20 protein-coding genes and 3 tRNA genes are annotated in these 21,065 nt (G+C 61.3%); 15 read left to right on the top strand and 8 right to left on the bottom strand.

Features of this window, described 5'->3' with window-relative positions; genetic code table 11:
- Positions 1-291: 291 nt before the first annotated feature.
- Positions 292-1,620, top strand: coding sequence for a flagellar filament capping protein FliD (gene fliD / locus LUN51_RS08530; RefSeq protein WP_277810922.1), 1,329 nt, complete (start codon positions 292-294; stop codon positions 1,618-1,620).
- A 75-nt stretch (positions 1,621-1,695) separates the two neighbouring features.
- Here the strand turns inward: fliD and hisC are convergent, their stop codons facing one another.
- Positions 1,696-2,751 (bottom strand): histidinol-phosphate transaminase, encoded by a 1,056-nt coding sequence (hisC, locus tag LUN51_RS08525; RefSeq protein WP_277810921.1) that lies wholly within the window; start codon positions 2,749-2,751, stop codon positions 1,696-1,698.
- A 181-nt stretch (positions 2,752-2,932) separates the two neighbouring features.
- Between hisC and LUN51_RS08520 the strand changes: the two genes are divergently transcribed.
- The 5 genes from LUN51_RS08520 to mnmH all read left to right on the top strand — a co-directional run bounded on the left by LUN51_RS08520 (position 2,933) and on the right by mnmH (position 8,276).
- Positions 2,933-4,030, top strand: coding sequence for an alkene reductase (locus LUN51_RS08520; RefSeq protein WP_277810920.1), 1,098 nt, complete (start codon positions 2,933-2,935; stop codon positions 4,028-4,030).
- A gap of 102 nt (positions 4,031-4,132) precedes the next feature.
- On the top strand, positions 4,133-4,591 hold the full coding sequence (locus tag LUN51_RS08515; RefSeq protein ID WP_277810919.1) for a copper resistance protein NlpE N-terminal domain-containing protein: 459 nt from the start codon (positions 4,133-4,135) through the stop codon (positions 4,589-4,591).
- A gap of 134 nt (positions 4,592-4,725) precedes the next feature.
- A complete protein-coding gene (gene radA, locus LUN51_RS08510; protein ID WP_040239481.1) occupies positions 4,726-6,102 on the top strand; it encodes a DNA repair protein RadA in 1,377 nt (458 codons plus the stop codon).
- Positions 6,103-6,156: 54 nt separating this feature from the next.
- Positions 6,157-7,194 (top strand): selenide, water dikinase SelD, encoded by a 1,038-nt coding sequence (selD, locus tag LUN51_RS08505; protein ID WP_040239483.1) that lies wholly within the window; start codon positions 6,157-6,159, stop codon positions 7,192-7,194.
- Positions 7,191-8,276: a tRNA 2-selenouridine(34) synthase MnmH gene (mnmH, locus tag LUN51_RS08500; protein WP_277810918.1), complete on the top strand. Its 1,086-nt coding sequence runs from the start codon at positions 7,191-7,193 to the stop codon at positions 8,274-8,276. Before selD ends, mnmH begins: the two co-directional genes overlap by 4 nt.
- Positions 8,277-8,310: 34 nt before the next feature.
- Here mnmH and LUN51_RS08495 read toward each other — a convergent pair whose 3' ends face one another.
- Positions 8,311-9,018 carry a type 1 glutamine amidotransferase gene (locus LUN51_RS08495; protein WP_277810917.1) on the bottom strand — a complete coding sequence of 236 codons (708 nt, stop codon included), beginning with the start codon at positions 9,016-9,018 and terminating at the stop codon, positions 8,311-8,313.
- A gap of 62 nt (positions 9,019-9,080) precedes the next feature.
- Here LUN51_RS08495 and LUN51_RS08490 point away from each other — a divergent pair, with 62 nt between their 5' ends.
- Positions 9,081-9,377, top strand: coding sequence for an MGMT family protein (locus tag LUN51_RS08490; RefSeq protein ID WP_040239486.1), 297 nt, complete (start codon positions 9,081-9,083; stop codon positions 9,375-9,377).
- 23 nt (positions 9,378-9,400) lie between these two features.
- On the top strand, positions 9,401-9,997 hold the full coding sequence (locus LUN51_RS08485; protein WP_277810916.1) for a YjaG family protein: 597 nt from the start codon (positions 9,401-9,403) through the stop codon (positions 9,995-9,997).
- 10 nt (positions 9,998-10,007) lie between these two features.
- On the opposite strand, the gene hisF is transcribed toward LUN51_RS08485, so the two are convergent.
- The 4 genes from hisF to hisB all read right to left on the bottom strand — a co-directional run bounded on the left by hisF (position 10,008) and on the right by hisB (position 12,860).
- Positions 10,008-10,781 (bottom strand): imidazole glycerol phosphate synthase subunit HisF, encoded by a 774-nt coding sequence (gene hisF / locus LUN51_RS08480; RefSeq protein ID WP_277810915.1) that lies wholly within the window; start codon positions 10,779-10,781, stop codon positions 10,008-10,010.
- Between the two features lie 2 nt (positions 10,782-10,783).
- Entirely contained in the window at positions 10,784-11,533 is a 750-nt protein-coding gene (hisA, locus tag LUN51_RS08475) for a 1-(5-phosphoribosyl)-5-[(5-phosphoribosylamino)methylideneamino]imidazole-4-carboxamide isomerase (RefSeq protein ID WP_277810914.1), read from the bottom strand.
- A 63-nt stretch (positions 11,534-11,596) separates the two neighbouring features.
- Positions 11,597-12,238 (bottom strand): imidazole glycerol phosphate synthase subunit HisH, encoded by a 642-nt coding sequence (gene hisH, locus LUN51_RS08470; RefSeq protein ID WP_277810913.1) that lies wholly within the window; start codon positions 12,236-12,238, stop codon positions 11,597-11,599.
- A gap of 28 nt (positions 12,239-12,266) precedes the next feature.
- Positions 12,267-12,860 carry an imidazoleglycerol-phosphate dehydratase HisB gene (gene hisB, locus LUN51_RS08465; RefSeq protein WP_277810912.1) on the bottom strand — a complete coding sequence of 198 codons (594 nt, stop codon included), beginning with the start codon at positions 12,858-12,860 and terminating at the stop codon, positions 12,267-12,269.
- A 206-nt stretch (positions 12,861-13,066) separates the two neighbouring features.
- On the opposite strand from hisB, the gene LUN51_RS08460 reads away from it, so the two are divergent.
- The 7 genes from LUN51_RS08460 (at position 13,067) to LUN51_RS08430 (ending at position 17,717) form a co-directional block, all read left to right on the top strand.
- Entirely contained in the window at positions 13,067-13,522 is a 456-nt protein-coding gene (locus LUN51_RS08460) for an acetyl-CoA sensor PanZ family protein (protein WP_277810911.1), read from the top strand.
- Positions 13,519-15,888, top strand: coding sequence for an AsmA family protein (locus LUN51_RS08455; RefSeq protein ID WP_277810910.1), 2,370 nt, complete (start codon positions 13,519-13,521; stop codon positions 15,886-15,888). Before LUN51_RS08460 ends, LUN51_RS08455 begins: the two co-directional genes overlap by 4 nt.
- A 114-nt stretch (positions 15,889-16,002) precedes the next feature.
- Positions 16,003-17,064 (top strand): A/G-specific adenine glycosylase, encoded by a 1,062-nt coding sequence (gene mutY / locus LUN51_RS08450; protein ID WP_277810909.1) that lies wholly within the window; start codon positions 16,003-16,005, stop codon positions 17,062-17,064.
- Between the two features lie 42 nt (positions 17,065-17,106).
- The gene (locus tag LUN51_RS08445) at positions 17,107-17,379 is read left to right on the top strand and encodes an oxidative damage protection protein (protein ID WP_277810908.1); all 273 of its coding nucleotides are present in this window, start codon (positions 17,107-17,109) and stop codon (positions 17,377-17,379) included.
- Positions 17,380-17,463: 84 nt separating this feature from the next.
- Positions 17,464-17,539: transfer RNA gene (locus tag LUN51_RS08440), tRNA-Phe, on the top strand.
- A gap of 6 nt (positions 17,540-17,545) precedes the next feature.
- A tRNA-Gln gene (locus LUN51_RS08435) sits at positions 17,546-17,620 on the top strand.
- A gap of 21 nt (positions 17,621-17,641) precedes the next feature.
- Positions 17,642-17,717: transfer RNA gene (locus tag LUN51_RS08430), tRNA-Thr, on the top strand.
- A gap of 29 nt (positions 17,718-17,746) precedes the next feature.
- Here LUN51_RS08430 and LUN51_RS08425 read toward each other — a convergent pair.
- The gene (locus LUN51_RS08425) at positions 17,747-17,968 is read right to left on the bottom strand and encodes a hypothetical protein (RefSeq protein WP_277810907.1); all 222 of its coding nucleotides are present in this window, start codon (positions 17,966-17,968) and stop codon (positions 17,747-17,749) included.
- Between the two features lie 631 nt (positions 17,969-18,599).
- Positions 18,600-20,834: an NADP-dependent isocitrate dehydrogenase gene (locus LUN51_RS08420; protein ID WP_246894022.1), complete on the bottom strand. Its 2,235-nt coding sequence runs from the start codon at positions 20,832-20,834 to the stop codon at positions 18,600-18,602.
- Positions 20,835-21,065: the final 231 nt, after the last annotated feature.

Here is a 21,065-nt window from a genome sequence, read left to right as displayed (position 1 = left end):
TAGCGCCGATGGTAGTGTGGGGCTTCCCCATGCGAGAGTAGGTCATCGTCAGGCATTTCTTCTAAAACCCCAGCTTCATTCGAAGCTGGGGTTTTGTCGTTTATAAAGCCCGAAAAAGCGCTGCAATATCGGCTGCCAGCGTGAAAACTTTAGCCGTTCGAATGCCGGGAGTCGCGGGCGTTTTTATCGCTATTCTCCCTCCCTAATATGCTAGAGGTTTGCTAGGGTGGGACACAGACATCAGCAGACGTAAGCTTGCGATGAAACGCATCTAAAAGGGGAAGAGGCGGTATGGCTTCCATCTCGTCATTGGGCGTTGGCTCCGGCCTTGATCTCAACGGGCTGCTTGATCAACTTCAAGAGGCCGAGCAAGAAAAGCTCGTGCCTATCCAGCAACAGCAGGTCGAGCAAAAAACGCAAATATCGGCTTATGGCCAGTTGCAGAGTTCCTTGTCGGAAGTGCAGTCTTCAGCAAGTGATCTCAATGATCCCGAGCTCTTCAATAGTGTGACCAGCAACGTTGAAGGTGAAAGCGCGGAAGCGGCTGCTACGCCCGATGCGCCGCCGGGGCGTTACGATGTGAACGTCCAGCAATTGGCCACGGCGTCGAGCATTGCCACCCAAGGCGTCGATGAAGAAACGGTGCTCAATGCCGATACCGAGGCGAGCCTCGATGTCACGCTGAACGATGGTACGGCACAGAACATTAAGGTCGAGGCGGATAGCACTCTGAGCGATGTGCGTGACGCCATCAACGCAAGCGATGCAGGGGTTTCGGCCTCGGTCGTGTTCGATGGGTCGCAGAGTCGGCTGGCAATCGCTTCCGAATCCACGGGAGCGGAAGCCGGTATCGATAGCGTCGCCTTCAATGGTCTCGATGGGTTGGCGCTGGATACCGCGACGGAAATCCAGGGCCAGGATGCCCAGCTGGACGTCAATGGCGTCGCTATCACGAGTGACAGCAATCAGGTCGAAGAGGCCATTCAGGGCACGACGCTGAGCCTGACCGATACTGGTGAATCCACGGTGACAGTGGCGCGTGACGACGAGTCGATCCGCGGCGCTATCACAGGGTTCGTCGACAGTTACAACGATATGAAATCGACCACTGCCGATCTCACCAGTTTCAGCTCCGAAGATGGTGAGACGCAAGCCGGCGACTTGCTCGGTGACAGCACGACGCGCATGGCGGAGTCCCGCCTGCGGAGTACGATGACCGAAAGCGTCGGTGAAGGCGGTCTACAAACGCTGGAAGATGTCGGTATTTCGATGAACGTCGATGGCGAGCTGGAAGTCGACGATGAACAACTCGATGAGGCGCTCTCGACACAGCCCGGCGCGGTTCAAACACTGTTCTCGGGGACCGATGAATCGGCGGGTATTGCGGGAAGAGTCGAGGAAGAGCTGGATACCATGCTAGGTGAGAACGGCATGGTGGAGGGAGCCGTGACCGGTGCCGAGAACCAGATGGACCGTCTCGAGGAACGCTATTCTTCGATGGAAGACAGCATCGCAACCACAGTGGATCGCTATCGGACCCAGTTCCAGGAACTCGACAGCATGGTGGCTGAAATGAATCAAACGAGCAGCTATCTCACACAGCAACTGTCGGCGATGTAATGACCGGCCGCCGTGACGCCTGTCATGATCGACGCCCGCCTCGTGCGGGCGTCTTGCTGTGTGGCCCCTGCTTCGTTAGCGACATATGGCCTCGAGTGCTTCCACGAGGCTCGTCATTTCATCATCCGTGCCGATGCTGATGCGCAAAAAGTCGCTCAGCGCTTCCTTGTTGAAGTGGCGCACTAGAATGCCCCGTTCACGCAAGCCTTCGAAGAGCATACTCCCCTGATAAGCATCGTGCCGTACGAACAGGAAATTGGTCTGTGAGGGTAATACCTCGAAGCCAAGCGTTTCGAGTTGGCGCCGCGTCCACTCGCGCGTTGTGATGACGCGTTCGCGGCAGGCATCGAAGTAGGCCTGATCCTGCAGCGCGGCGATGCCCGCTTCGATGGTGATGCTATCGATAGGGAAGGAATTGAAGGAGTCTTTGACGCGCTCCAGCCCCTCGATCAGTTCTCGCGAGCCGATCGCAAAGCCCAGGCGTAGTCCTGCCAGGCTTCGTGATTTGGAGAACGTTCCCGTCACCAGCAAGTTCGAGAAACGCTCGATCAGAGGGATCGCGCTTTCGCCTCCGAAGTCCACATAGGCTTCATCGACCAGTACCACGCTCTCGGTATTACGCTCCAGCAAGGCAGCGATCGCCTCGCGCGGGTGCCCGTGGCCGGTCGGTGCGTTGGGATTGGCGAAGACGATGCCGCCATTGCCGGTATCGAAGGCCGTCAGTGGCACGCGCCACTGGTCGTCCAGTGCCACGCTTCGGTAGGTCACATCGTAGAGCTTGCAGTAGACCGGATAGAAGCTATAGGAAATCGCCGGCATCAGCAGCGGCTGTGTCTGGCGAAAGAACGCCTGGAAAGCCAGTGCCAGAACCTCGTCGGAGCCGTTGCCGACGAATACCTGCTCGGTCGCAACGCCGTATTCCCCGGCCAGTGCCTCGCGAAGCGCTGTGGCGCTAGGGTCCGGGTAAAGGCGCAGGTGAGCGGCCGGAAAATCGCGTAGCGTCTGCTCAACGCCGGGCGCGGGCGGATAGGGATTCTCGTTGGTATTGAGTTTGATAAGACGCTCGCGCGGTTGCTCTCCCGGCACATAAGGAGTGAGCTCACGCACGGCGGGACTCCAGAACTTGCTCATGGAAGCTCGCACAGGCAGTGATGAGGTAGGTGTCCATGGTGACGCGACGCCCGGACGCGCGCAAGTTGTGCCGCGTCTCGTATGTCGACGACAGAGAATGCCAGCATGCCCTTGATTAGTTTACTAACGACCTCATCTTTTGCATATCGTGATGATTACCAAGAGTTCTACAGGAGGCGACATGGCTTACGATTCACTGCTTTCACCGCTCACCATGGGCAAGCTGACGCTCCCTAATCGAGTGCTGATGGCACCGCTGACTCGCGCTCGCACGCCGGATATGGTGCCCAAGGCGCTGCAGCAAACCTATTATGCGCAGCGCGCTGATGCCGGCCTGATCATCAGCGAGGCGACGAACATTTCTCCCACTGCGCGTGGCTATGTCTATACGCCGGGCATTTATACCGATGAGCAGGAAGCCGGTTGGCGTGGCGTCGTGGACAGCGTGCATCGTGCCGGCGGGCGAATCGCCTTGCAGCTATGGCATGTGGGCCGGATCTCGCATCACAAGATCCAGCCGGGTGGCCAGCCGCCGGTGGCGCCGAGCGCACTACAAGCAGAAGGCGCCAACTGCTTTCTCGAGTTCGATGACGGCAGCTCGGGCCAGCACCCGACCAGCACCCCAAGAGCCTTGGAAACCAACGAGATTCCTGCGCTGATCGACGACTATCGCCAGGCCGCCAAGCGTGCCAAACGCGCGGGTTTCGATATGGTCGAGGTGCACGCCGCCAATGCATACCTGCTGCAACAGTTCATGGCGACCGGCTCGAATAAGCGTACCGACCGCTATGGCGGAAACCTGGTCAACCGGGCGCGCCTGGTCCTGGAAGTCGTCGATGCCGTCAGTGAGGTCATGGGCGCCGATCGAGTCGGGATTCGTATCTCGCCGTTCATCGAGATCTTCGGCCTGAGCGACGACGAATCGGAGGCAATGGCCTTCTATCTGGCCGAGCAATTGACGCGTCGCGGCATTGCCTACTTGCATGTCAACGAGCCCGACTGGACTGGCGAAGGGCCGCAGTTGACCGACGACTTCCGTCGCGAGTTGCGCAAGCGCTTCCCGGGAACGCTGATCTACTGCGGGCACTACACCGCCGAGCGCACTGAAGCGTTGATTCGCGATGGTCTGGGTGATGGCGCTGCCTTCGGGCGTCCGTATATCGCCAACCCTGACCTCGTCGAACGCTTCCGTCGCGAGAGCACGCTCAATGAACCTGACCCGGCAACGTTCTATGGCGGTGGTACCGAGGGCTACACGGACTATTCGACATTATCATGAGGTCTAAGCCTGCAAAGGGTGTCCGATAGCGTCACATGACGCTATGCTGTCACCCACGGGGCCGCGGGAGCGGCCCAGGACCCATTGGTTAGGAGGACTATCATGCAGATCAGGACGTTGCTCGCCGGTTCCGCCATGCTCGCCGTACTTGCCGGTTGTGCCACAGGCACTTCGCAGCAAGGCCAGCCTGGTGCGTCGGAGCAAGCCGAACAGCCGACCGTCTATAGCGGTACCTTGCCATGCCGCAGCTGCGACGGTATCGATCTTGAAGTGCAACTGATGGGTGATGAGGATGCGACTGCGGATGAGCGCACCTTCGAGTTGCAAGCCGAATATCGCAATCATCCGGAAAATCCGCCGGCCGAAGAATACGACGGCCAGTGGGAAGTCATTGATGGCGCCGCGGAAGACCCCGAGGCGACTGTCTACGAGCTGACGCCCGAGGGCGAAGGTCAGATCTATTACTTCCAAAAGCTCGACGCCAACACGCTGGAGCTGATCGACCCGCAACTGCGTCGCTTCGAGAACGGCGAGACGCTGCGTCTACAACGCCAGCAATAAGCGCGTTCTCGTATCACCGAAAAGGCGGCCACGGGCCGCCTTTTGCATGTTCGGCCCTTTCGTGGGGTATATACCCGGGCGAGGCGATGCCGGGCGCAATGATAGAATGCCGGTGATCAGCAAGGAGCGACGACATGGCCAAGGCGAAAAGCGCCTTCGTGTGCACCGAATGCGGTGCCGAATACAATAAATGGCAAGGGCAGTGTTCGAGCTGCCGCGAGTGGAATACGCTCAGCGAAGTGCGCCTGGGCAGTGCTCGGCCACATGCGCAGTCACCGTCGACGACGGGGCGGAGCGGCTATGCGGGGTTGGTCTCGCGCGACGTGGTCGACCTGGGCGAGGTCGACCTCACCGAAGTGCCGCGCTTCTCTTCCTCCTTCGGCGAGTTCGATCGCGTACTGGGCGGCGGTCTCGTCCCGGGCTCGGCGGTGCTGTTGGGGGGCAATCCCGGCGCCGGCAAGTCGACGTTGCTGCTGCAGACCGCCTGCAAACTGGCCCAGTCGCACAAGGTGGTATACGTCACCGGAGAGGAGTCGCTCTCCCAGGTAGCGATGCGTGCGCATCGGCTGCAACTGCCAGTCAAGGGGCTCAACATGCTCGCCGAGACCAGCATCGAAACGGTGCTTGCGGTCGCCGAGCGTGAAAAGCCCGCCGTGCTGATCATCGACTCGATCCAGACCATGCACCTGGAGGATATCAGCTCGGCACCCGGCGGCGTGGCACAAGTGCGCGAGTCGTCGGCGGCGTTGACGCGTTTCGCCAAGCAGTCGAACACCGTGCTGATGCTGGTGGGGCACGTCACCAAGGACGGTACGCTGGCCGGTCCCAAGGTGCTGGAGCACATGATCGATGCGTCGTTGCTGCTCGAAGGTGGGGCGGACTCGCGATTCCGCACCCTGCGCGGGCAAAAGAATCGCTTCGGCGCGGTCAACGAGCTGGGCGTGTTTGCGATGCTCGAACACGGCCTCAAGGAGGTCAAGAATCCCAGCGCCATCTTCTTGTCGCGCGCCGAGGAACAAGCGCCCGGCAGCCTGGTGATGGTGGTCTGGGAAGGCACGCGGCCGATTCTCGTCGAGGTTCAGGCATTACTCGACGATTCGGCCTTGGGCAACCCACGGCGCGTCGCCGTGGGTCTCGATCAGAATCGCCTGGCGATGCTGCTGGCCGTGCTGCACAAGCATGGTGGCTTGTTTACCGGCGATCAGGATGTCTTCCTCAATGTGGTCGGCGGCGTCAAGGTGCTCGAAACCAGCGCTGACCTGGCCGTATTGCTGGCCGTCGTCTCCAGTCTGCAGAACCGCAACTTGCCACGTGAACTGGTGGCCTTCGGCGAAGTGGGGCTGTCGGGCGAGATTCGCCCCGTGCCCAGTGGCCAAGAGCGTATCGTCGAGGCTGCCAAACACGGCTTTACACGCGCCATCGTGCCGCGTGCCAACGCCCCCCGGCAGGCGCCCGAGGGCATGGAAGTGATCGCCGTCGATAAACTCGGCGATGCCCTGGAAGCCCTGTAAACGCTGGCGCGCCGGTGATGTAGAATGGAGTGAACGATTGCCAAGGAGTGCCCAATGAGTGCCATTCGCCTGACGCAATACAGCCACGGCGCTGGCTGTGGCTGCAAGATCGCCCCCGACGTGCTGGACAGCATCCTCTCCAAGGCGGGCCCCGGTGCCACCGACAAACGCTTGATCGTGGGCAATCAGGGCCGCGAGGACGCCGCCGTCTACGACCTCGGTGACGGTCGCGGCCTTATCTCGACGACCGACTTCTTCATGCCCATCGTCGACGACCCCTTCGACTTCGGGCGCATCGCCGCCATCAACGCCATCAGCGATGTCTATGCCATGGGTGGCACGCCGATCATGGCACTGGGCATTCTCGGCTGGCCGCTCGACAAGCTGGCCGCCGAAATCGCCGGCGACGTGGTAGGCGGCGCACAGTCGATCTGCCGTGAGCTGGGTCTGGCCTTGGCCGGCGGACACTCCATCGACGCCCCCGAGCCGATCTTCGGCCTGGCAGTGAATGGCCTGGTCGATCTCGAGCACCTCAAGCTCAACAGCAACGCCAAGGCAGGCGACTTGCTGTACCTCACCAAGCCGCTGGGAGTGGGGCTGCTGACCACGGCCGAGAAGCATGGTTGGCTGGAATCCGGTCACCAGGGGCTGGCGCGCCGAACGATGCTGAAGGCCAACCGGATCGGGATCGAGTTGGCCAAGGTCCAGGGCGTGCATGCCATGACCGATGTCACCGGCTTTGGCTTGGCCGGGCACCTAAGCGAGGTCTGCCAGGCGAGCGGACTCAAGGCGCGAATCGACTTCGCCAAGCTGCCCAGACTCGCCGAGGCTGAAGCATACCGGCGGCGCGGGGCGGTGCCTGGTGGCACGCAGCGCAACCGTCAGGCCCTGGGCGAGGCCTTGCCCGATATGGATGCGGCGCATTGGCAGTGGTTGTGCGATCCCCAGACCTCGGGTGGCCTGCTGCTCAGCGTCGACCCCGCCTGGGCGGACGACGTCGAGCGTATCGGCCGTCAACACGGCCTCACGTTGGAAGCCTTCGGTGAGATGCGCCCCGCGAGTGGCGCCAGTGTGATCGAGGTGCGTGGGTGAGCCTACCGCAAATCGCGCCCGGTCTGGCGTTGCTCGAGCGCCCGCTGATCGATGTTCGTGCCCCGGTGGAATTCGCTCAGGGCGCATTGCCGGGTGCCGTCAACCTGCCGTTGATGGACGATGCCGAGCGCCAGGCGGTGGGGATTCGCTATAAAGAAGCCGGTCAGGCCGCCGCCATCGAGTTGGGCACGCAATTGGTGGATGGCGCCCTCAAACGGCGTCGTGTGGCGGCGTGGCAAGCGTTTGCCGAGCGTCATCCCCAGGCACTGATCTATTGCTTCCGGGGCGGGCTGCGTTCGCAAATCGCGCAGCAGTGGCTGCAGGAGGCGGGCATCACCCTGCCGCGTATCCAAGGCGGCTGGAAAGCCATGCGACAGTGCCTGAGCGCCGAGATTGCCTCGGCGGCAACACGGCCGACGCTAGTCGTGGCCGGCCTCACCGGTAGCGCCAAGACCGAGTTGATTCAACGCCTCGACACGGGGGTCGATCTCGAGGGCCATGCCCGGCACAAGGGCTCGGCATTCGGTCGACATCCCTTGCAAGGGCCGTCGCAGATCGATTTCGAACATTCGCTGGGCGTGGCGCTATCACGGATGCCGCTTGGCTGCGTGGTAGAGGATGAGTCACGCATGATCGGGCGGCTGGATATTCCCTTGCCCTTCTGGCGGACCATGGAAGCGGCGCCGCGCATTCGCGTGGAAATGCCGCTGGACTGGCGCCTCGAACAGATCCGCAAGGACTATATCGAGACCCTGTGGCAGACCTATCGTGACCACTATGGCGAGTGGCTGGGCTGGGCACTGATGCGCAAGCAGCTTTCCAGCGCGCTCAAGCGCGTGCGTAAACGTCTAGGCAGTGCGCGTTTCCAGCGTCTGCAACGCTTGCAGGCGCTGGCTTTCCGCGAACACCAGCGGGGCAATGCTCAGGCGCACGAAGCCTGGCTCGCACCGCTGATGCTCGAATACTACGATCCCATGTATCGCTATCAGCTCGAGCAGTCGTCTCACGAGGCGCTGCATATCGGCGATTGGGAGAGTTGCCTGGCGTTCGCGCGCGACTGGTCGGCGTCGCTGGGGCGCTGATCGTTCACCTGTCTCGCGCTTTGTCTCTTGTGGACTAAGGACGGCGGGCGTGACGCAACCAGTCGAGCATGACGCGGTCGAGCAAGGCGGCGAGGCGGTCGAAACGCCGCGGCTCCTCCATGACCGTCTCGCGGGATTGCAGGTAAGCGCCGTCGGTGGCCGCGAGCCGCTCGTCGAATGCCGCAAGTTGATCGTAAAGGACACTGACCGAGGTAGCAGTGGCCTCCAGGTGACATTGCAGTGCCACCACGCGGCCGCCGTCCCAAGCGAAGCCTTGCAACGGGCTGGCGGTACTGCCGCCCAGAGGCAAGGCCTCGTCGGGTAAGCCAAAGACATCGTGGTGCCAAGTGAATGCCTCGAAGCGCTCGGGCAGGTCGAAGGGGCTCTCGTCGGCCAAGGTGATAGTCTGCCAGCCGCGCTCGGCATAGGTACCTCGGGAGACGATGGCGCCCAGCGCCTCGGCGATCAACTGCGCACCGAGACCGACGCCGAGCAGCGGCTTGCCGCTCTTGAGCATACGCGCGATCAATTTGCGCTCGCGCTGGAGCCACGTCGGTGGCGCGTCCTCGTGGAGCCCGAACGGTGCGTCGAGCACGATCAAGGCATCGAAGTTGTCGAAACGCGGCGGTGCCTCGTCCGCATATAAATGGCAGGTATTATGGCTGTGGCCCATGCCCGTCAGCCAATCGGCGAAGCGCGCCGGGCCGAGGTAATCCGCGTGCTGAAGAAAGTAGATATGCATGATGCGCCCATGATGATAAAGCCGCCCCCACGCAGCAAGTGGGGTCGTCGAGGAGAGCTAGCATGCCGCGAGCCGAGGTGCTTGAACAGATTTATACTATCGTCGCCCAGATCCCCGAGGGTCGAGTGACAACGTATGGGCGCATCGCGAATATGACCGATGGCGCCACGGCGCGCATGGTGGGTAGTGCCATGCGTCACCTGCCTAGCGGCCACGGGCTGCCCTGGCACCGCGTCATCAATGCCAGCCGACGCGTGACCGAGCATACTGGTGCCGTGCGCCAGCATGAAAAACTGCGCGCCGAGGGCGTCGTGTTCGATGCCCGTGGGCGTGTTCTCCAAGACATACTCTGGCCCTGACGCATCCCCTGAGGAGTAATGATATGACAGCGTCTGCCGACGGCTTCCATGCTCGTTTGGATCAATTGCCCGCGCGCGCTCGGCTGGCCTTCATGGCGGCCTTGATAGAGCGTATGAGCCCCAACTACGCGCTATATGCTCAGATGAGCGGCGCCGGTGACGCGAAGGTGCTGCGCAACGTGCTTGATCTAGCGTGGGAAGCGCTGGCCGTTAAAGATGCGGCGATAGACTTCGACAAGCAGGCTGAAAAACTCGCCGAGCAGGAGCCGCCGGAAACCGACGATAGCTTCGGCGCGCGTCGGGCAATTGAAGTGGTCATGGCCTTGGCGGCATTGCTTGACGCCTTGCGCAGCGAAGCACCCGAATCGCCGCGTGATGTGAGCCGCCTGTCTCGTGATGGTGTGCATGCCTACATTGAGATGACCGACGGCGCGGACGATGACGCTGAGCGGCTGGCGGCACGTGTGCGTGAGCATCCGTTGATGGACGACGAGCACGGCTTCCAGGAAGCGGTGCTCGAGCACGTCGAGGCGCCGCTGACGCGTGACGCACTCAAGTCGCTGCGGCGCCTGGGGCGTAACGAGGGCGTGAGTAATCTGGGACTCAGCGCCGAGGGATAAGAGACGCGCGCTATAAGCGCATCTCGATGCCGTGTTCGGCCATGTAGCGTTTGGCGTCGGGGATGGTGTACTCACCGAAGTGGAAGATACTGGCGGCGAGTACGGCATCCGCCCCGCCTTCCTTGACGCCCGCGACCAGATGATCGAGATGGCCGACACCGCCGGAGGCGATGATCGGGACGCTGACGGCATCGGCGATGGCGCGGGTCACGCCCAGGTCGAAACCGGCCTTGGTGCCGTCGCGGTCCATGCTGGTCAGCAGCAATTCTCCCGCACCGAGTTCGACCATCTTGCATGCCCATTCCACAGCATCGAGCCCGGTGGGCTTGCGTCCGCCGTGGGTGAAGATCTCCCAGCGCGGCGGCTCGCCCTCTTCGGAGACCCGCTTGGCATCAATGGCGACAACGATGCATTGGCTCCCGAAACGCTCGGCCGCTTCGTGAACGAAGTCGGGGTTGGTCACTGCGGCAGTGTTGATCGACACCTTGTCGGCGCCGGCATTGAGCATGGTGCGGATGTCGTCGCAGGTGCGAATGCCACCGCCCACCGTCAACGGAATGAAGACCTCCCCGGCGATGCGTTCGACCATTTCCACCGTGGTGCCACGATCCTCGTGGCTGGCGGTGATGTCGAGGAAGGTGATCTCGTCGGCGCCTTGCTGGTTGTAGCGCTTGGCGACCTCGACCGGGTCGCCGGCGTCACGGATGCCGACGAAATTGACGCCCTTGACCACGCGGCCGGCATCGACGTCGAGACAGGGGATGATGCGCTTGGCGAGTGCCATGATCAGCTTCTCCGTGTGGCTGGCGCGGCGTCGCACAGGCGTTGGGCCTCGGCGACGTCGAGCTTGCCTTCGTAGATGGCACGTCCGGTGATGGCGCCGAGGATGCCTTCGTGCTCTACCTCGAGCAGTTCCTCGATGTCGCCCAGATGGGTGACGCCGCCGGAGGCGATCACCGGGAGGCCGCCCTCGCGTGCCAGTTCGGCGGTGGCCGCGATATTGACGCCCTGCATCATGCCGTCGCGGGCGATATCCGTGTACACGATCGAGGTCACGCCATCGTCGGCGAAGCGCTTGGCCAGATCCACGGCCTTGAGCGTCGAGACCTCAGCCCAGCCATCGGTGGCGACATAACCGTCGCGGGCGTCGAGCCCCACGATTACGCGGCCCGGAAAGGCGCGGCACATCTCGGTGACGAAAGCCGGGTCTTTGACGGCTTGGGTGCCGATGATGACGTAAGACACGCCGGCCTCAAGATACGCCTCGATGGTCGCGGCGGTACGAATGCCCCCTCCGATCTGGATTGGCAGCTCGGGGTAGGCGCGGGCGATGGCGGTCACCGCCTCGGCGTTCACTGGCTGGCCTTCGAAGGCACCGTTGAGATCCACCAGATGCAAACGGCGGGCCCCGGTCTCGACCCAGCGCGCGGCCATGGCCACCGGATCGTCACCGTAGGTGGTCGAGTCGTCCATACGCCCCTGCTTGAGGCGGACGCACTGGCCGTCCTTGAGATCGATGGCGGGAATCACCAGCATGACGTGTCCTCTCGGTATACGTGTGGTGCCGCCGTCGAAGGGCGGCATGTCCGGCCTGAACGCTTAGGGTGTCCAGGTGACGAAATTTTCGAGCAAGCGTAACCCATCGCGTGCGCTTTTCTCAGGGTGGAACTGCACGGCGAAGACCGGGCCGCGGCCGGTGGCGACATGCGCGGTATGCCCGCCATATTCGGTGGTGCCGAAGATGTCGCTGTCTTCTTGTGCCTCGACGTAGTAGCTGTGCACGAAATAAAAGCGTGCATCGTCCTCGATGCCCGCCCAGAGCGGGTGCGTGTGGTGCTGCGTAACTCGGTTCCAACCCATGTGGGGCACTTTCAGGCGTTGGTTCTGGGCGTCGCGTAGATCACGCCCGAAGTGACGCACGCGCCCTGGCAGATGGCCCAGGCACGCCACGCCGCCGTTTTCCTCGCTTTCTTCCATCAGCATCTGTTGGCCGACACAGATGCCGAGTAACGGCTTGGCCTGGGCACGCAGTACTTCCTGCACCAGGCCCTGCAGCTCGTTGCGCTGCAATTCGCCCATACAGTCACGAATCGCGCCCTGGCCGGGCAGCACCAGGCGGCTGGCACCACGAATGCTGCGCGAATCGTCAGTGATGACCACGTTTTCATGCGTGACGTGCTCCAGCGCCTTGGCGACGGAGTGAAGGTTACCCATACCGTAATCGATGACCGCAATCGTCATGCTCGCTCCTTAGCGCGTCGTGAGAGCCTCACAGGCTGCCTTTGGTGGAGGGCATCCGCCCGGTCATGCGAGGATCGGGTTCCACCGCCATGCGCAGTGCGCGGCCAAAAGCCTTGAAGATGGTTTCCGCCTGATGGTGGGCGTTGAAGCCTTTGAGATTGTCGATGTGCAGCGTTACTTGGGCGTGATTGACGAAGCCCTGAAAGAACTCCCAGAACAGCTGCGTGTCGAATCGGCCGATGTTCGCGCGTGTGAATTCGACATCCATGCTCAGGCCTGGGCGACCCGAGAAGTCTACCACGACGCGGGAGAGAGCCTCGTCAAGCGGCACGTAGGCATGGCCATAACGCCGGATACCGCGCTTGTCGCCGATGGCCTGGGCGAAGGCCTGCCCTAGGGTGATGCCTAGATCCTCGACGGTATGGTGATCGTCGATGTGCAAATCGCCTTGAGCATTGATCTCCAGGTCGATCAAGCCGTGGCGCGCCACCTGATCGAGCATATGATCGAGGAATGCGACGCCCGTTTCGGATTGGAAATGGCCCTCGCCGTCGAGGTTGATACGCACCTGGATCTGGGTCTCGTGGGTGTCGCGGGACACGGTGGCGACGCGCTCGGCCATAGGGGATCTCCAGCACTTCGGACGTGAACGGGGCGCGCGATGAAGGCGTGGATGCGCAAGGCTCGCGGCGCCATGGAACGGTCATTATAGAGAATCGTCCCGGCCATCCGCTACAATGCCGGGAGTTCAGGGGCGATTCCCGCGTCCCTCCACCCATGCTCAAGAGCCCGTAACAAGGCCAGGGAGATCGTCCAAGGAGAGCAGGCATGCCGGTGACCTTGCAGGAAATCGATCACGCCAAATGGGAAAAGGATGCCCAAGTGGCGCAGGATCTCGCGCGCATCTACCGCGATGCCCCCGTCGAGCGTCTGCCTGCGCCCGTCGAGCGCTTCATCGACGATCACTTCTCCCAGGGTGGTGTGTTCTGCTGCGCGTTATTTAACGCGCGCCGACTGGGAGCGGTCGCCGTGCGTCGCGAAACTCGCGTATGGTGGTTGTCACATTTCTGCGTACGTGCCGAAACCCGTCACCGCGGAGTCGGCTCACGGTTATTGATGCTGATTGCCGAACGCGCGCAAGGCGAAGCCTGTACGCCGCGCGTTCCCACCACAGTGCTGATGATGGGGGATCAACTGTTGTTGGCCCGGCTTGGCTATCATCCCGCCGCCGACGGAACGTACTATGAATTTCATCCATTAGCGTCACAGGGAGGGCGCCAATGAGAGCGCTGCTGAGAGCATTGCTGGCGGTGGTCGGGGTGTTGGCCTTGATCGTGGTCGGCGCCGTGGTTTACATCACCACGTTCTTCGATCCCAACGACCTCAAGCCCCGGCTTGTCGAGGCGGTGCGCGATCAAAGTGGGCTGGAGCTTAACTTGGACGGCCCCTTGTCCTGGTCCTTCTATCCACGTCTGGGCTTCAGCGTCGAGCAGGCCGAGGCTTGGCTGCCCGAGCAGTCACACGATGACTCGGCCTTCGCGGCGTTCGACCGTGCTGAGGTCAGTGTGGCGTTCGCGCCGCTGCTCTCCGGCGAGGTGGCCGTGGAAGGGCTGACGTTGGATGGCATGCGCCTCAATCTCGAGCGCAACGCCGAAGGTCGCGGCAATTGGGAAGTTCTGCTCGATCGCATGGAGCGCGGTGGTGACCAGGCCGAGGAAGCCTTGGCACCGGCATCGGCAGGGCCGGGGCTGAATCAGAACCCCGATAGCTTGCCCGTGGCGCTGGATATCGCGAGTGTCCAAGTGCGCGACAGTCGCGTGCATTATCAGGATGCTCAGCGCGATCTGGATCTGACGCTCTCCAATCTCAGCCTGGATGGCAGCAACGTCAATCCCGACGCGGCCTTTCCACTGCAGATGGCGTTCGATCTCGACAGCAAGGCGCCTGAACTGACCAGTGAGGTGAAGTTCAAGAGCCGTGTACGCCTGGGACTGCGCGATGGACGCTATGAACTCAACAACGTGACGCTGGAAACCAGCACGCAGTGGCCGGCACTTTCCGATCAGGCACAGGGCATCAATCTGCAAGTCGGTCACCTGCTGGCCGAGACCCAAGCGCAGCACTACCGTCTCGATGACGCCAAGCTCGACACACGTCTTCACCATCCCGCCGTGAAGGGCAAGCCACTCGGGTTGAGTCTTGGCTTCGATGGCGAAGCCGATCTCGATGCCCAAACCGCCCAGTTGCGTGACATCGCCTTGAGCGGCGATGACGATCTGAATGTGACGGGGACACTGAGCTTTACCGAACTGCTCGGGACACCCCAGTACACCGGACAGCTCAAACTGGCACCGCTGTCGCTGCGAGATTGGCTCAAGCGTTTCGACGCCCTGCCCGAGACCGGCGACGACAAGGCGCTAAGCGAACTGGCCATGACCAGCCCCGTGCATGGCGATCTCCAGCGCATCAATTTCTCGAACCTCAGCCTGTTGCTCGATGGTGAAACGCTGACCGGGGAATTGGGCGCCGGTTTCGATGGCCAGTGGTTGAGCTTCGATCTCCAGGGCGAACGTCTCGATCTGGATGCCTACCTGCCGCCCGCGGAGAAGAATGGCAAGGAAGCGGGCGATGGCGATGACGAAAGTACGGCGAGTGTCGTCGAAACGCTGGGCGTCTCGTCGGCATATGCCGCCGCCGAGAGTGCTGGCTTGCTACCTACCGAGTGGCTCTCCAACTTGACGTTGGATGGCAAGCTGAATGTGGACACGGTGATCCTCAAGGGCATGACGCTCCAGGACGTAGCGCTGCGCGTAAAGGGGGATGACGGGCGTCAGCGTCTGGAGTCCCTGTCGGCCAAGCTCTACGATGGCACGCTCAACGCCCAGGGTAGCTTGGATCTCCGTCAATCACCTCTGCGCCTGGCCATGACTCAGTCGCTCTCCGGTGTGCAGGTCGCACCGCTGTATAAAGATATCAACGACGCGGAATCGCCCTTGCGTGGCCGGCTCAACCTGGAAAGCGATGTCACCTCGCAGACCAATCAGCTCGAATCGCTCAAGCGTCATCTCAACGGTACGGCCTCGCTACGCATCGACGATGGCGCGATGCTCGACGTCAATGTCTCGCGCCAACTATGTACCGCCGCCGCGATTCTGGATGGCGAGCAGTCGGATCGCGAATGGAGCGATGACACGCCCTTCGACACGCTGTCGGCGAGCTTTGATATCACCGATGGCGTGGCTCGCAACGACGATCTCGAGGTGCGCATTCCAGGCATCGAGATGACCGGTGCGGGCATGTTCAATATTCCTACTGAGCGTTTCGATTACGATCTCAAGGCGCGCTTCATCGATACTGCCGATCAGAGTGCCTGTCGGGTGACCTCGCGTCTGCAGCAGGTAAGCCTGCCAGTGCATTGTGAAGGGCAACTCGGCGGAGAGCCGGGTGAATGGTGTCGCTTCGATCGCGAGGCCTTCCAGGACACGCTGGGAGAGCTGGCCAAAGACAAGGCCAAGCGCGAAGCCGGCGAAAAGCTAGGGGAAGCGCTGGAAGACGAGCTCGATAGCGACACCGCGCGCAAGATCGACGAAACGTTGGGAGAAGGCTCCGCCAAGGAACTTGGAGACAAGTTGCGTGGTCTATTCAAGTGAGCAAAGCCCAAAGCCAGTCCCTGCGCCGACATCTGTCGGCGCTTTTTTTAGCATGTCCATGACCACTCATCCCCATGATCTGACGGCGTCGCCGCCGGCTGGACGATAACGCGCATGCAAGAAATTCCGCTCACCGCCGACACCTTTCGTCGGCGGGTCTTCGAATGGTTCGACGTTCACGGTCGCAAGACACTGCCCTGGCAATTCAACAAGACGCCCTACCGCATCTGGGTGTCGGAGATCATGCTGCAGCAGACCCAGGTCGCCACGGTGATTCCCTACTATCAGCGTTTCATGGAACGCTTTCCCGATGTCGCTGCCCTGGCGCGAGCGCCACAAGACGAGGTGCTGCACCTCTGGACGGGGCTGGGGTATTACGCGCGTGCCCGTAACCTGCACAAGGCGGCCCAGGTGGTGGTCGAGGAACATGGCGGCGAGTTTCCGATGGACAGCGTCGAGGCGCTTGCCGCGCTGCCTGGCATCGGACGTTCCACGGCTGGCGCGATCATCAGCATCAGCACCGGCCGGCGCGCGCCGATCCTAGATGGCAACGTCAAGCGTGTGCTGACCCGTCTGCACGCCGTGGAAGGCTGGCCCGGCCGTCCTGCCGTGGAGCGTGAGCTATGGGCGTTGGCGGAGCGTTACACGCCGGAAGAACGCCTGGCCGACTATACCCAGGCGATGATGGATCTGGGGGCGACGCTTTGTACGCGAAGCAAGCCAGCGTGCCTACTATGCCCCTTCGAGGATGTCTGCGTGGCGCATGTGCGTAGCGAAGAAACGCGCTTCCCTGAATCCAAACCGCGCAAAGCACTGCCTGAGCGCGCCACACGGATGCTGGTGTTGCGTGACCCCCTGGGACGCGTCTTCCTCCAGCAGCGCCCGGCCAGCGGCCTGTGGGGCGGCCTGTGGAGCCTGCCTCAGTTCGATGACGAGCAAGCGCTACGCATCTGGCTCGATCAGCGCTTCCCCCACGCAAAGCGCGAGACGGATGGCGAGGCGTTCACACATACCTTCAGCCATTTTCGTTTGAAGATCACACCCTCGCCAGTGCGCCTGGACGAGCTGCCTTCCGAGGTCGGCGAGGCAGGGACGCTATGGTACGACGCCAAGGCGCCCGCTAGTGTAGGATTGGCGGCGCCGGTCAAGACACTACTCAATCGAGATGTTTCGTGATGTTGTGTCATGACGAACCGCAATACGTTAGGAGTAAGCGCCATGAGTCAGACTGTCTTTTGCCGTAAATACCAACAGGAGCTCGAGGCCCTGCCGTTTCCGCCGCTACCCGGTGCAAAGGGGCAGGAGATCCAGCAGACGGTTTCCAAGCAAGCCTGGGACGAGTGGCAGGCGCTACAGACCCGTTTGATCAACGAAAAGCACCTCAGCCTGCTGGACCCCGAAGCGCGTACCTATCTGATGGAACAGATGGAGCGCTTCCTCGACAACCGGGATACCGACCAGGCCGAAGGCTACGTGCCCCCGAGCGAATAGAGCGGGTTCGGTGGTCAGCATCTTTTTGAATTAAAAGGCTTGACCCGCACCGAAGAATTCGGTTTAATGCGTCCCCGTTGGAAGGGCCAGATAGCTCAGTCGGTAGAGCAGTGGATTGAAAATCCTCGTGTCGGCGGTTCGATTCCGTCTCTGGCCACCAATTTGCTGGGGTATAGCCAAGTGGTAAGGCACCGGTTTTTGGTATCGGCATTCGCAGGTTCGAGTCCTGCTACCCCAGCCATCGCTAACGGCTTTGTGTTATGCCGACATAGCTCAGTTGGTAGAGCAACTGACTTGTAATCAGTAGGTCCCGGGTTCGACTCCTGGTGTCGGCACCATAGCTTAGCGACTGATTCTAAAGGCTTTTTTAGCCTTGAAAAAAACCGCCTCTCAGGGCGGTTTTTTTGTATGTGTCCACATTTCGCCCATAGCGCTCGAATGTTCCGGTGTGAAGCCGAGCATCCATGTGCCAGCCCATTACCATCAGGCTGTGTTCTGCCTGCCATTGCGAACCCACCAGTACGATGGGGCCGGTTTCCAGATGACAGCGGCATTGATCGAGGGGGAAGTCGGTCTTGCGTGGTGTCATACCTTCTCCTTGCACGATGGCACTCCGACTAAAATAGACCATTGCGGCAGAGAAAGGCGTTGGCAGGGCCCAGACACAAGTAAGCCCGGCCGAAGCCGGGCGTGGACGTTGCGTCACTGCATTGTCCTGTCGAGCTCCTTGCGACTTCCCACACATCCTTGTGCGCGATACTTAAGCATCGAAGTCGTATCCCTGCTCGACGGAACCTACGGTGTCATAGAGAGCAGGCGGCTGGATTGATTTGGGTTAAATACCCGACAATTTTACTCGGGCTTTATCCACCAAGTTTTCACGAAATGACGCAAATGCTGACTCATTGTGTCGGCATTGGCTTACTCAAAAGACATCGAATATAGGTAAGCAATGCGTATCTAATGTGTTATGTTTTGTAATCGTGAGCCATGGACGGTGAGGAAGCTTCAAGGACGTCGCGATTCCATCACGTAGTGGCTCACACTGCGTACGACGTTTTAGCCCTTCCATGGCGGAGGGCTTTTTTCTGTCTGGAAGGTGGTGAACCGGGGTTGCCTGCTCTTTTCCTGCCTCTGAAAGAAACAGACCCATGCACGGGGCATGGGTCTGTTTTGACGCCTTTACTGTGCGGGGCCGATTTTGCCCCGGCGGAAAGCATTTAACGCTTCATGAGGGCATCCAGAGCGGCGTTCAGCGTAGCGCTGGGACGCATGACCTGGCTGGTCAGGTCATAATCGGGATGGTAGTAGCCGTTGATTTCTACCGGCTTGCCTTGCACCTCGGTGAGTTCTTTGACGACCTTGTCTTCGTCGGCTTCGAGCGATTTAGCCAACTCGCTGAACTGCTCCTTCAACTCGGCGTCTTCGTCCTGAGAGGCGAGTGCCTGGGCCCAGTAGAGCGAGAGGTAGAAGTGGCTGCCGCGGTTGTCGATTTCGCCGATCTTGCGTGACGGCGACTTGTTGCTGTTGAGGAATTCACCGGTGGCTTGATCCAGCGTCTTGGCGAGAACCTTGGCCTTGGCGTTGTCGTACGCCTTGGCGAGATGCTCGAGCGACGCGGCCAGAGCAAGGAATTCACCCAGCGAGTCCCAGCGCAGGTGGTTCTGCTCCAGAAGCTGTTCGACGTGCTTGGGCGCGCTGCCGCCAGCGCCGGTCTCGAACAGGCCGCCACCCTGCATCAGCGGGACGATGGAGAGCATCTTGGCGCTGGTACCGAGCTCCATGATCGGGAATAGGTCGGTCAGGTAGTCGCGCAGCACGTTGCCGGTGACGGAGATGGTGTCTTCGCCCTTGCGGGTGCGTTCCAGCGAGAAGCGCATGGCGTCTTCCGGCGCCATGATCCGGATATCCAGACCGCTGGTATCGTGATCCTTGAGGTAGGTTTCGACCTTCTCGATCAGCTTCGCATCATGCGCGCGATTGGCGTCCAGCCAGAAGATGGCGGGGGTGGCGCTATCGCGGGCACGCGTGACGGCAAGCTTGACCCAATCCTGAATCGGCGCGTCCTTGGTCTGGCACATGCGCCAGATGTCGCCAGCTTCCACGTCGTGGCTGAACAGCTGATGACCGTTCTCGTCGGTGACGACCACGGTGCCGTCGGCTGAAATCTGGAACGTCTTGTCGTGAGAGCCGTACTCTTCGGCCTTCTGCGCCATCAGGCCGACGTTGGGCACGCTGCCCATGGTCGTCGGATCGAAGGCGCCGTTCTTTTTGCAGTCGTCGATGGTGACCTGATAGATGCCGGCGTAGCAGCGATCCGGGATCACGGCCTTGGCATCATGCAGCGCATCGTCGGCGCCCCACATCTTGCCGGAGTCGCGAATCATCGCCGGCATGGAAGCGTCGATGATCACATCAGAGGGCACGTGCAGGTTGGTGATGCCTTTGTGCGAGTTGACCATCGCCATCGGCGGACGCTCTTTATAGAGGGCGTCGATGTCGCTCGTGATCGCTTCCTGCTGCTCGCTGGGTAGCGACTGGATGGCGCTGTAGAGATCGCCGATGCCGCTGTTGGGGCTGAAACCGGCCAGCTTGAGGGCGTCGGCATGTTTCTCGAGCACATCCTTGTAAAATTCCTCGACCACAATGCCGAACATGATCGGGTCGGAGACCTTCATCATGGTGGCCTTCAGGTGCAACGAGAACAGCACGCCGCGCTTCTTGGCATCCTTGATCTCGCTGTCGATGAAGTTGCGCAGGCGGCGGCTGCTCATGCACGCGGCGTCGACGACTTCGCCTTCCTGAACCGCCAGGCCTTCCTTGAGGACGCTGGTGGTGCCGTCTTTCTGCTTGAGTTCGATCTTGAGCTTGCCGGCCTTTTCGATGGTGGCGGATTGCTCGCTGCCATAGAAATCGCCTTCGCTCATATGCGCGACATGCGACTGAGAGTCGGCGCTCCATTCGCCCATACGGTGCGGATACTTGCGAACGTAGTTCTTGACCGACTGCGGTGCGCGGCGGTCGGAGTTACCTTCACGCAGAACCGGGTTGACCGCGCTGCCCTTGGCCTTGTCGAAAGCGGCCTTGATAGCCTTCTCTTCGTCGTTTTTCGGCTCGTCCGGATAATCCGGCAGCGGGTAGCCTTGGCTCTGCAATTCCTTGATCGCGGCCTTGAGCTGCGGGCCGGAAGCGCTGATGTTGGGCAGCTTGATGATGTTGGCTTCTGGCGTCTTGGCCAGTTCGCCGAGCTCGGCCAGGTCGTCGCTGATGCGCTGCTCGTCGCTCAGCAGATCCGGGAACTGCGCGAGGATGCGGCCGGCCAGCGAGATATCGCGGGTCTCGACGCTGACGCCGGCCGTGCTCGTGTAAGCGGCGATGATCGGAAGCAGGGAATGGGTCGCCAGCGCGGGGGCTTCATCAGTGAGCGTATAGATGATCTTCGGCGTGTTGGACATTTGGATATTGACCTCTCTTGTCACAGCGGTTGCACGAATCTTCAGCAGTGCGGGTTGGCTGGGGGCGATACAAGTGCTTGCCGGCGATCTTGGGCAGCCCCGCTCGTGCGGCGATGATGCCGTCCCCGCGAAAGCGCTTGGATCATCATGCAGATGGTGAATTCGGTTGGCCCGTCATGGTGCCGGCGACCCAGCGGTCGTGCCAGATTATACCAGTGCAGTGTTTGTTGC

Origin of the sequence: Chromohalobacter canadensis (assembly GCF_029544075.1) — a bacterium.
GTDB lineage: Bacteria > Pseudomonadota > Gammaproteobacteria > Pseudomonadales > Halomonadaceae > Chromohalobacter > Chromohalobacter canadensis_A.
The sequence above is the reverse complement of the archived record's forward strand: the minus strand, read 5'-3'. Positions and strand labels throughout refer to the sequence as shown.